Origin of the sequence: Nocardioides speluncae, from assembly GCF_003121585.1 — a bacterium.
Classification (GTDB): Bacteria; Actinomycetota; Actinomycetes; order Propionibacteriales; family Nocardioidaceae; genus Nocardioides; species Nocardioides speluncae.
This window is the reverse complement of record NZ_QEOO01000018.1, coordinates 36,795-49,224: the sequence shown is the minus strand read 5'-3', so window position 1 is coordinate 49,224 and position 12,430 is coordinate 36,795. Positions and strand designations below refer to the sequence as shown.

The window sequence follows — 12,430 nt, the reverse complement described above, 5'->3', positions numbered from 1 at the left end:
ACGCCGTACTGCCGCGGCGCCGTGTGTCCCTGGGGAGGTCTGGTCCGATGTCTGCAACCGGTGCCCGCGGCGATCGCCGCCGCAACGTAGTCCTACGACGGCTCGCGCTCGGAGCCCTCCTGGCCATGGTCGCCTCCGGGCTGACCGTGACCCAGCCCGAGATCGAGGCCGAGCTCCGGCCGGTTGCGGCGGCCGGAGCCGAGGGCCCGATCACGGTGCCGGAGCACCCTGAGGGCGAGTCGTTCAACCCCAACCAGATCAAGGACATCCAGGCGGCCAACCCGGGAGCGGGGGTCAACCTGATCAAGGCGCCGACCGCGAACAACCGCGGTGACGCCGAGCTGAGCTACCCGCTGGAGGTGCCGCCGGGCCGGGCCGGCCTCGAGCCCGAGCTGGCGGTGGGCTACAACTCCGCGGCCGGCGGCTCCTGGACCGGTCTCGGGTGGAACCTGACCACCCCGACGATCACGATCGACACCCGCTGGGGCGTGCCGCGGTACGCCGGCGGGCTCGAGACCGAGACCTACCTGCTCAACGGCGAGCAGCTCACGCCGGTGGCGCACCGCGGCGAGCTCAAGCCGCGCAGCGCCGAGAAGGTGTTCCACACCCGGGTCGAGGGCGGCTTCAGCAAGATCGTCCGGCACGGCGACAGCCCCTCGAACTACTCGTGGGAGGTCACCACGACCGACGGCACCCGGCTGCTGTACGGCGGTGCCGAGGCGACCACGCTCGCCGACGACCGCGGCAACATCGGCGTGTGGGCGCTCCGCGAGATCCGCGACACCCACGGCAACTTCGTGCGCTACCACCACACGGTCGTGACCGACAGCGGCGTCGCCGGCTCGTCGGTGGCCGGCCGCGAGATCTACGTCGAGAAGATCAGCTACACCGGCAGCGGCAGCACCGAGGGCCGCTACACGGTCACCTTCGACCGCGACCGGGAGCGCGACGAGCAGCGCCGTACCGATGTCAACATCGACGCGCGCCTCGGCTTCAAGCGGGTCACCGCCGACCTGCTGCGCCGGGTCGAGGTGCGGTACGACGACGAGCTGGTGCGCGCCTACGAGCTGGACTACCAGACCGGGGCCTTCGGCAAGACCCTGCTGAAGTCGATCTCCCAGTTCGGCGAGGACAACGACCACTTCAACACCCACACGTTCGGCTACTTCGACGAGGTCCGCGACGAGGCGGGCGACTACCAGGCCTTCGCGGCGGCGGCGCCGTGGACGGTGCCGGACGACGGCCTGGGCCGGAGCGTCGGCGGCCGGCACGGCGAGGCGGGTGCGCTGTCGGCGAGCACGTCGAACAGCGTCGGCGGCCACCTCTACGTCGGCTGGAACCCGGCGACCGCGTCCAAGAACGGCTCGGTCGGCGTGAAGGTCGGCCACAGCTCCGGCAAGAGCGACGGGCTGCTCGCGCTCGCCGACGTCGACGGCGACAACCTGCCGGACAAGGTGTTCCGGTCCGGCGGCGAGATCCGGTACCGGCCGAACCTGTCCGGCCCCGGTGGCGAGCCGAGGTTCGGCGAGGCGGCGCCGCTGCCCGGGCTGCCGGGCATCTCCCGGGAGCGGAGCAGGTCGGGCACGATCGGCGCGGAGGCCTACTTCGGCGTCGCCGCGCAGATCAACCACGTCTCCACCACCACGACCTCGGACCGGTACCTGTCCGACGTGAACGGCGACGGCATCAGCGACCTGGTCAACAACGGCGGCGTGCTCTTCGGGTACGTCGGCGCCGACGGCCGCCCGGCGTACAGCGCGAACAGCAACGACACCCCCGTCCCGGTCGGTCCCGGCGGGGTCTCCGGTGACGTGGTCGGCGACCAGACCGGCGAGTTCGAGCAGCTGGTGAACGCGTTCCCGCTGCTGGACGGCGTCCGCCGGTGGGTGGCGCCGTACGACGGCACGGTGCGGGTCGACGGCCGGGTCCGGCTGGTCGAGGACACCTCGCCGGAGCGGGCCGACTACGACCATGCCGACGGGGTCCGGGTCACCATCCAGCACGGCGGCACCGAGCTCTGGGCGCAGCGGATCGGTCCCGAGGACCACATCGAGTTCGCGCCGACCGGCGTCGACGCGATCCAGGTCCGCAAGGGCGAGGCGCTCTACTTCCGGGTGCAGTCGGTGCTCGACGGGATGTACGACACCGTCGCCTGGGACCCGCGGATCAGCTACACCGGCGTCGCGGCCAGCACCGACGTGAACGGCCTGGACAACAACGTCTACCAGGCGTCGTCCGACTTCACCCTCGGCGGCCGGCCGTCGACCGTGCAGGCGCCGCTGACCGGCACCCTGCACCTGTCCGGCAACGCCACCAAGAGCGGCCCGACCACCGACGACGTCACGGTCGAGGTCACCCGCAACGGCGACTCGGTCTTCAGCGAGGTGCTCGCCGCCGGCACGGCCGGGACCGCCGTACTCGACCAGGACATCCCGGTGACGCAAGGCGACACCCTGTCCTTCCGGCTGCGGTCCGACTCCCCGGTCGACCTCGGCAAGCTCTCGTGGGTGCCGGCCGCGCACTACACCGCGGCGGACGGCCTGGACTCCGTCGTGGACGAGCAGGGCAACCCGACCGTCGCGCTGTCCGCGCCGTACGACGTCGACATGTACCCCGCCTCCACGCTGACCGGTCCGCAGGCCGCCTGGACTGCTGACACCGACAGCCTGCGGGTCCAGCCCAGCCTGGCCTTCGACTTCGGCGCCCGGGCCCCGGACGCCACGGTCAACTTCACCGTCAAGCGGCGCGGCGAGCTGCTGGCCAAGCACGCGATCCGGATCGTCGACGGAGTGGTGCCGGCGATCCCCGAGCTCACGGTGGCCGCCACCCTGGCCGACGAGCTGTTCTTCGACTTCTCCACCCTCGACCCGACCCTGCTGGCCGCGCTCACCAGCCAGCGGGTCACCGTCAACGACGCCGAGGTGCCGTCCGCGCTGCACGCCGCGGCCGAGTCCGGCGCGTTCGCCCAGCCCTACCGGGGCTGGGGCGCGATCGGGTACCAGGGCAACAAGCAGCGCGCCACCGCCCCGATCGCCGAGGGCGACCTGGTCCTGACCGAGCCGACCCGGCAGACGCCGCCGACCGAGGACGACCTTCCCGGGCCGGGCGAGGTGCCCGAGACCGAGCAGCCGAAGATCGTGGTCTTCGGGCCGGAGCCGGCGGAGAACCGCTGGGGCGGCGCCGACGAGAACACCTGGGTGGCGGCCGGTACGGCGTCGAGCTCCCGGCTCGGCCTGGACACCATCGACATCGCCGACCCCGACTCGTACGCCGGCGCCTCGGCGGTGGACCGCCGGTCTCGCACCACCCAGCTCTCGGCGACCTTCGGCGCGAGCGTGGCCGGCGCCAGCATCGCCAAGGGCACCAGCGAGGGCAAGGTCGACTTCCTCGACCTCAATGGTGACCGGTTCCCCGACGTCGTCGGCTCCGGCGGCATCCAGTACTCCGACATGGCCGGTGGCCTGGGCTCGACCCGCGGCCAGCTGGGTAGCCAGGTCCGCAAGTCCGACTCCATCGCGGGCACCGTGTCGGCCAGCGCCGGCAGCCCGGCGCGGACCCTGTCCACCGCCCGCGGCAACGCCGCACCGTCGGCCGGCAAGAACGCCAACTCCGCGAAGTCCGGCTCGGAGATGCCGGCCCTGAGCATCGGCGGCAGCCTCGGCGGCGGTGAGTCCGACACCGAGTACGACCTGGTGGACGTCAACGGCGACGGCCTGCCCGACAAGGTCTTCGAGGGCGGCGACGCCGCGCTCAACCTCGGCTACTCGTTCGCGGCCCGCGAGCCGTGGGGAGCCGGGCCGGTCAACGACGGCAAGACCCGCAACGTCAGCATCAGCGGCAGCATCGGCTACAACCGCAACTTCTACGAGTTCGCCGGTGGCCTGAGCGCGGAGCTCGGCACCTCGCTCACCGACGCGTCACTGATGGACATGAACGGCGACGGCCTGACCGACAAGGTGGTGACCCGCGACGGCAGCCCGGTCGGGGTGGCGGTCAACACCGGCAACGGCTTCGCCGCGACCAAGCCGTTCTACGGCGCTCGCGGCGAGGTCGCCGAGGACAAGAACGCCTCACTCGGCGGCGGTCTCTACTTCACCTGGGGCTTCTGCACGGTCGTGGCCGGGTGCTTCGTGTTCAACCCGGGCGCGGACACCTCGTTCGGTGTGGGCCGGAGCGAGGTGGCGCTGCGCGACGTCAACGGTGACGGCTACGTCGACCACCTCAAGTCCACCTCGGACGACGAGCTCGTGGTGTCGGCCAACAAGATCGGCCGCACCAACCTGCTGCGGACCGTCGACCGGCCGCTCGGGGCGAAGCTCGAGCTCGACTACGCCCGGTCCGGCAACACCTACGACCAGCCGGACACCCGGTGGGTGATGTCCCGGACGACCATCCAGGACGGCCACACCGGTGACGGTGCGGACGCCCAGGCCACGACGTACACCTATGAGAACGGCGTGCACGACCGGCTGGAGCGGGAGTTCCTCGGCTACGGCAAGGTCGTCACCACCACCCGCGACACCGGCAACGGCGGTGCGCCCTACCGGGCCACGATCGCGGAGTACCGCACCGACGGCGTCTACACCCGTGGGCTGATCAAGCGGACCCTGACCACGGACGCGGCCGGCCGGCCGTTCGTCGAGACGGCCTATGAGTACCAGCTGCGCGACGTCGCGACCGGTGCCCCGGCCTCGCCCAGGTCGGACCGGGCCACGGTGTTCCCGATGCTGACCCGGACCGACTCGCGCTTCTACGAGGGAGAGGCGACGCCGGGCAAGACGACGTACACCGAGATGTCGTACGACGAGTTCGGCAACCTCGCGCGCACCTTCGATGCCGGCGATGCCGGAGCCGGCGACGACACCGAGACGGTCAACGTCTACAACACCAGCGACGCCTGCCGCTCCCGCCACATCGTGTCGATGGCGACGTCCAGCCATGTGCGCAACGGCACCACCCCGCTGCGGCGCAGCGAGGCGACGATCGACTGCACCAACGGCGACGCCACCCAGGTCCGTCAGTACCTCGCCGACGGCCGGGCCGCGGTCACCGACCTGACCTACTTCGCCAACGGCAACCTCAAGTCGGTCACCGACCCGGTCAACAAGGCCGGTCAGCGGTCCAGCTTCAGCTACGAGTACGACGCCGAGGTGGGCGTGCACATCACCTCGGTGGTCGACCACTTCGGCTACCGCTCGACCACCGCGCACGACTTCAAGTACGGCCTGCCGACGGTCAGGACCGACGAGAACGGCCAGCAGATCAAGACGACGTACGACCACTTCGGCCGGACCGACCAGGTCACCGGGCCGTACGAGCTCGCCGAGGACCGGTACACGATCGACTTCGAGTACCACTCCGACGCCAGCACGCCGTACGCCGTGACCCGGCATGTCGACCGGACCGCCGGCGGCGTCCGCGACGACACGATCGACACCGTCACCTTCATCGACGGCGTCAACCGGGTCGTGCAGACCAAGGCCGACGCGGCGGTGGCCGCGACGGCGGGTGCCGACGCCCAAGACGTGATGACGGTGTCGGGCCGGGTCGTCTACGACTTCGCCGGCCGGGTGGTCGAGCAGTTCTACCCGATCACCGAGCCCAAGGGCGGCGCGAACACGACGTTCAACAGCGGCGTCGACACCGTGCAGCCCACCCGGACCAGCTACGACGTCCTGGACCGGGCGGTCAGCACCACGCTGCCGGACGACACCACCTCGACTCGAGCCTTCGGCTTCGGGCCGGACCGCGCCGGGACCACCCAGTTCCAGGCCATCGACACCGATGCCAACGGCAAGCAGCAGCGCTCGTTCACCGACGTGCGCGGCCTGACCCGCTCGGTCAAGCAGTTCAACCCGGCCGGCGGGCAGCCGGTGATCTGGACCAGCTACGACTACGACGCGCTGCGCCAGATCACCACGGTGACCGACGACAAGGGCAACCTGACCAGGTCGGAGTACGACAATCTTGGCCGGCGGACCGCGATCGTCAGCCCGGACTCGGGCCGCACCGAGTCGGAGTTCGACCTGGCGGGCAACATGGTCGCCAAGCAGACCGCGAAGCTGCGGCCGCTCGGCAAGTCGGTGGCGTACGACTACGACTTCGACCGGCTGGCCGCGGTCCGGTACCCGGTCTTCACCGACAACAACGTCACCTACGAGTACGGCGCGCCGGGAGCGGCGGACAACACCGCCAACCGGGTGTCGAAGGTGACCGACGCGGCCGGCACGATGACCAAGAAGTACGGCCCGCTGGGCGAGGTCGTGAGCGAGACCCGGACCGTGACCGCGATCCAGACGCCAGATCGCACCTACACCACGGAGTGGCAGTTCGACGCCTTCAACCGGGTGCTCGACATGACCTACGCCGACGGTGAGGTGCTCACCTATGACTACGACTCCGGCGGCACGGTGAAGCGGGCGACCGGCGTCAAGGGCGACGACTCGTACACCTACCTGGCGCGGATGGACTACGACAAGTTCGGCCAGCGGGTGCTGCAGGAGACCGGCACCGGCGTGCGCACGACGTACGCCTACGATGCCGCCGACCGGAGCCTGCTGAACCTGTCGTCGAAGCTGCCCGACGGCTACCAGTTCCAGAACCTGAAGTACGCCTACGACAAGGTCGGCAACGTCCTCTCGCTCACCAACGCGGTGACCCAGCAGGAGGGCAAGCCGATCGGTGGCGGGTCGCGGCAGACCTACCGGTACGACGACCTGTACCAGCTTGTCGGCGCCGACGGGAAGTACCAGAAGTCCGACAACAAGGTCGACAGCTACTCGATGTCGCTGACCTACGACTCGATCCACAACGTGCTGACCAAGAACCAGGCGCACCAGATCACGGTCGGCGAGACCTTCGACCCGACTACCGAGGAGGCGCCGGTCGCGCCGGAGCCGGAGCCGATCGTCCTCGAGGACGGCACGACGTATCTGCCGCCGCTCGGCGTCATCGAGGAGCCGGAGCAGGTGGCGACCGAGGCCCCGGTGACGGACGCCAGCGGCGCCCCGAAGCCGCAGGTCCAGCGGGACACGACGTACGACTACACCTACCAGTACGCCGGCCGGCCGCACGCGCCCACCAAGGTCGGGCCGAACAACCAGGCGTTCGACGCCAACGGCAACCTGATCGACGAGGTCAACACCCTGCCGCCGGCGCCGGGCAAGCGGCGGCAGCTGGTGTGGGACGAGGACAACCGGCTCGCCTGCAACCAGGACCACCGGCGCAACTCCACGGTCGCCCAGGCCCCGGAGACCTGCACGACGCCCAAGCAGCCGCCGACCGTGCGCTATGTGTACGACGCCGACGGCAACCGGGTGGTCAAGGACTCCGGCCAGGTCTCGATCTACCCCAACCGGACCTACAGCGAGCGCAACGGCACCAGCTTCAAGCACGTATACGTCGGCGACACGCGTCTGGCCACCAAGACCGTCAAGCCGGACTCGACGTACGAGAATCACCAGTTCTACTTCCACGCCGACCATCTCGGCTCGTCCAGCTTCGTGTCCGACGAGCACGGCCGGCTGACCGAGCACCTGGAGTACTTCGCCTTCGGTGAGACCTGGGTCAACGAGCATCCAGCCCAGCCGACGGCCATGCCGTACCAGTACGGCGGCAAGGAGCTGGACGACGAGACCGGCTACTACTACTACGGCGCGCGCTACTACAACCCGCGCACCCAGCTGTGGGTCAGTCCGGACCCGATCCTCAGCTCCTACCTCGACGGCGAGCCCAACGACGGTGTTCACAACCCGGTGAACCTCGCGACGTACACCTACGGCGCGAACAACCCGGTGCGGTACACCGACCCGACCGGCATGGCCTGGAGCCTCTCCGACATTGGCCACACCGTGCTCGACGTGGTCGGCCTGGTGCCGGTGGTCGGCGAGGTGGCCGACCTCGCCAACGCAGGGTGGTACGCCGCCGAGGGCAACTACGTCGACGCCGGGCTGTCGGCAGCCTCCGCCATCCCGGTCGCCGGCTGGTTCGGCACGGGCGCCAAGGTCGCCCGCCGCGCCGACAAGGCACTCAACACCGCACAGACGGCGAAGCAGGCCGCTGCCGGCGCACAGGCCGCGAAGAAGGCGCCTGGCGCCGCGGCCGGGTCCGCGAAGGGGGCCGGCCAGGCGGCCGAGGGCACGGCCAAAGCAGGCAGCGACGCGTGGCTAAAGTATGCGAAGAGCCGCCCGAAGTACGGCAAGGACCAGGTCGACAAGGTCTGGGAGGCGGCCAAGGACGCGAACGGTGACGTGTGGGTGCTCGACAAGGCCGGCAAGCGGGTGAAGCTCGACTGGAAGCCTGGGCAGCCACGGAAGGGCATCTGGGACATGGGTCACCTGCCGGGACGCGAGTACCGCAAGCTCCTCGACGATCTCAAGAGCGGCCGGATCACCGAGAGTGAGTTCTTGAAGCGGTACCGGGATCCGAAGAACTACCAGGTGGAGCATGCCGGCCGGAACCGATCACACGTCGATGAGGCACCATGACGTGGGATCCGACCATGAGTCCGACCATGAGGAGGTCGCAACCGTGAGCTCGACCAGCCACGCGGCGAGCATGGGCACGGCCGAGGAGTTCCTGGCCGGCTACCGGCCGGCAGACGCGGTGGGCGTGGATGGCCACCGGCTCGTCGAGCTCGCCCTCACCAACGACGATCCTGGTGCGCGGATCTCCATCGCGTCGCGGCTGCTGGACGACGGGGCCGACCCGGCGGCGACCGACGACGACGGCACCAACCTGCTCCACGTGCTCCTCGGTTCGCGCAGTCACGACTTCGAGGCCGAGGCTCCGCTCCTCGGGCGGCTGCTCGATGGCGGCGCGGACCCGAACGCCGTACACAGGAAGTTCGGTACGCCGCTGGAGACCCTCGCCGCGGTCTTCAAGTTCGGCGAGCCGGAGCTGACACCGTTCTACGACGTGCTCCTGGCCCGGCCGGACCTGGACCTGCTCCAGGTGAGCGTCTACGGCCGTACGGTGCTGGACAACGTCCGGGGCTGGGGTCGCCCGGAGCTCACCGAGCGGCTGGAGGAGTACCTTCGCGCCCGGGGAGTCGCGGTCCCGGCTCCCGACCCCTCGTGAGGAGACCACGTGCCTGAGTTCGACTATCCGGAGTTCATCCCCAAGGCGGGTGCCTGCCTGGTCTCGAAGAACGTGCTCTCCGGGGCCGGCCGCGTCCGGTGGATGGTGCGGGAGGAGTCGAAGGCGCGCGCCGACAACGGCTGGCGGATCTTCAGCCACGTCGACACCGACGAGTACCTCGCCGACGCCAACAACCTGCAGATCGCCGACTTCAACCAGCTCTGCGCCATCGAGCCCGCGCTGATCGGGATCTGGGACCTCCCGGTCGGCTCCGACCTGCAGATCGTCGACGAGGGCCGAGGCATCCAGATCGTCGACACAGACACCGGCCGCGTCGTACCGCGCGAGAGCCTGTACGTCCCCCCGCCGCGCAGCTGACCCGGCCCGTGTTGACCTGAGAATGCGCCGACCCGGCCCTTCTTCACACGCGAGAGGTGAAGACGGGCCGGGTCAGCGGGTTCTGGCGTGAAGACGGGCCGGGTCAGCGGGGGACCGGGAGGCCTTCCTGCTTGGGCGCTGGGCGCTGCGCGGGTGCGGAGAGTACGGCGGGGAGCCGGGTCCGCGAGCGGATGCCGAGCTTTCGGTAGACGTTGGACAGGTGCCACTCGACGGCCTTGACGGTGACGAACAGCTGCTGCGCGATCTGCCGGTTCGACAGGCCGCTGGCCGCGAGGTCCGCGACCCGCCGCTCGGAGACCGTCAGCGCCGACACCGCGTCGGACACCGACCGCTTGACCGGCTCGCCGACCCGCTCCAGCAGTCGGTGCACCCGCTCGGCGAGCGGCCGCAGCTCCTGGAAGCCGGCGAACGACTCGGCCCGGCGCAGCAGACCCACGATCTCGCTGTGGTCGGCGTTGCCCTGGGTCAGGATCAGCATCCCGGCCAGGTCGGTGGCGACCTGGGCCTCGAGCCGTGGTGCCTGCGTCTCGCGGAGCAGGTCCATCGCCTCGCGCAGGAGCGCCACCCTGTCCCCGGTCGGGTCGACCGCGGACTGGGTGCGCAGCGCCTGGGCGAGCGCGAACGGAGCACCGAACTCGCGCGCCCGGCGCAGGTTCTCGGTTGAGAGCGCCACCGCCTCGCGGTGCTGGCCGAGCCGGATCCGGGCCAGCGACTCGCCGGCTCGCCACGGCAGGATCGCCGGGTTGTCCATCCGGCTGCCGACCAGCCGGCCGACGCCGGCGTACATCTGCGCGGCCCGGTCGTGGTCGCCGTTGGCGGCGGCCAGGTCGGCGAGCGCGTACGTCGCGTAGGCACCGGTCATGCCGGGGACGTGCGACAGCCCTTCCAGCTCGTCGTGGAGCGGAGCCAGCTGGTCGAGCTCGCCACGAGCGACCCGGCACTCGACGAGCGCGGCAGCGGCCTGACCGAGGAAGGTGTTCCACCCGGTCGTGCGCTGCTCCATCGCGATCTCGAGGTCGGCGACCGCCTCGGTGACCATGCCCATCCGCATCCGGATCGTGCCGCGGCAGGCCGACGCGTTGGCCAGGCCGAGCGCTGAGCCACGGCTGCGCGCGTCCTCGACCGCGCCGGTCAGCAGCACGTCCGCCTCGGCGTACGCCGAGAGCCAGCCGAGCACGCCGGTGGCGAGGTAGATCGCGGCACCGTCGGCGGTCTCCTCCTCCAGCAGCCGGCCGCCGGAGATGGCGCGGGCGACCAGCTCGTGGACCTCGGCCGCGGGCCGGCCTTCGAACACCTGGAGCACGGCGCCGGCGGCCAGCGAGAGCCGGTCCTCCGGGCTGTCCGCACCCCGGTCGTGAGCGAGTACGTCGGTGACCTGGTCGCGCAGGTGGGTGATGCTGGCGCCGGAGATCAGCCCGGCCATCACCATCCGGACCACGAGCCGCTGCCGGGCGGGGCCGGTGTCGGCGTTCTCCAGCAGCGAGCCGAAGGCCTCCAGAGCGTCGTGGTGGCGGCCGGCCTGGACCAGTGCGTCACCGATCTCGCCGCGGAGCTGGTCGCGGACCGACTCCTCGTCGGTCAGGTCGACCGCGCGCTCCCAGAGGGTGATCGCGTCGTCGAGCCGGCCGTTGGCGGCCTGGGCGCGCGCGGCGGAGCCCAGCAGGCCGACGTGGTCGGCGGTCACCGGCCCCTCGGCGAGCGCCCGATCGAGGAACCGGATCGCCTGATCGGACTCGCCGTCCTGCATGGCCTGCTCGCCACGCTCGTGCAGCCGCTTGCGGACGTCGGGGTCGGAGCCGGCCATCGTGTGCACGAGATGCCGGGCGACGGTGGCCCGGGCCGCGCCGCGGCTAGCCAGGATCCGGGCCGCGGTGGCATGCATCGCTGACGCGTCGGACGCGCTCATGCCCGCCATGATCGCGTCGGAGATCATCGGCAGCCGCGGGTGGATGGTGCCGCCGTCCAGGTCCAGGATCTGCGCGCTGACCAGCCCGGAGATGTCGTCGGCGACGACGTCGACGGGCTGCTGGGTGAGCTCGGCGACGGTGCCGACGCTGGCCTGTCCGTCGAGCAGGCAGGCGGCCTGCGCGGTGAACTCGGCCGTCTTGCCGACGCGGTTGACCCGACCGACCACGGAGGCGACCACGGCGTCGGAGGTGCCGACCGGCGCCGTCAGCAGCTCGGAGAGGAAGAAGGGCACGCCGCCGCTCGCCGCGAACACCTCGTCCACGAGCCGCTCGTCGGCGTCTGCGCGGCTGGCCCGCACCTGCTCGGCGACGGCCGCGCGGGTGAGCGGCTCCAGCGCCAGAGTGGTGCTGGCCCGGCGGACCCGGCTCAGCGACTCGGGCGCACTGACCTGCTCGCCCGAGCGTACGGCGTACACGACCAGGCAGGGCTGGTGCTGCAGCGTGTTGACCAGGAGGTCCAGGGCATGGAGGGAGTCCTCGTCGGCCCACTGCAGGTCATCGACGACGAGCATCACCGGCTGGTCGCCGGCCATGTCCTCGAGCACCCAGCGAACGCCGTACACCAGGTCGCCGAGCGGTCTGCTCTCGCCGGCCATCAGATCGGCGAGGATCAGCCCAGGCCCGTCGAACGGGCGCGTCCCAGCACCTCGGTGTGCCAGGACACCGAACCAGTCGCGAAGCAAGCAGTAGTCGATCGCGCTGCTCAGGGGTGTGCAACGAGTCTCTACAACCTTCCAGCCGGAAAGGGTCGCCTGGCGCCTGGCGTGTGCCAGGAACCTCGACTTGCCTATTCCAGCTGAACCTTCGACTGCAACTAGGCCCCCACGACCTGCTGCAGTCCTCGTCATCAACCCCCCGAGGGCGGCGATCTCCTTGTCTCTTTCAAGCACAGGAGTCCCCCTCTTCGTGGAACGAGGCTAGGAACCCCAGGACGGTCATGCACCTGTTCCCAGCCTATTTAGTTAGTTGGAACTATGCCACATAGT

Annotated in this window: 4 protein-coding genes; 3 read left to right on the top strand and 1 reads right to left on the bottom strand. The window is 70.5% G+C overall.

Annotation, left to right across the window (positions count from 1 at the left end; all coding sequences use genetic code 11):
• The first annotated feature begins 47 nt into the window (after positions 1 to 47).
• The 3 genes from DDV73_RS11020 to DDV73_RS11010 are packed head-to-tail and all read left to right on the top strand — an operon-like array spanning position 48 to position 9,456.
• Positions 48 to 8,486, top strand: a complete 8,439-nt coding sequence (locus DDV73_RS11020; protein ID WP_109507300.1) for a SpvB/TcaC N-terminal domain-containing protein — start codon at positions 48 to 50, stop codon at positions 8,484 to 8,486.
• A gap of 43 nt (positions 8,487 to 8,529) precedes the next feature.
• Entirely contained in the window at positions 8,530 to 9,078 is a 549-nt protein-coding gene (locus DDV73_RS11015) for a hypothetical protein (protein WP_154402715.1), read from the top strand.
• 9 nt (positions 9,079 to 9,087) lie between these two features.
• Positions 9,088 to 9,456, top strand: coding sequence for a DUF2185 domain-containing protein (locus DDV73_RS11010; RefSeq protein ID WP_109507298.1), 369 nt, complete (start codon positions 9,088 to 9,090; stop codon positions 9,454 to 9,456).
• A 103-nt stretch (positions 9,457 to 9,559) separates the two neighbouring features.
• Here the strand turns inward: DDV73_RS11010 and DDV73_RS11005 are convergent, their stop codons facing one another.
• Positions 9,560 to 12,334 (bottom strand): helix-turn-helix transcriptional regulator, encoded by a 2,775-nt coding sequence (locus DDV73_RS11005; protein WP_276310113.1) that lies wholly within the window; start codon positions 12,332 to 12,334, stop codon positions 9,560 to 9,562.
• Positions 12,335 to 12,430 lie beyond the last annotated feature (96 nt).

Coding starts and splice junctions, on each gene's coding strand:
- DDV73_RS11020 (WP_109507300.1), top strand. CDS start 48: ATGTCTGCAACCGGTGCCCGCGGCGATCGCCGCCGCAACGTAGTCCTA.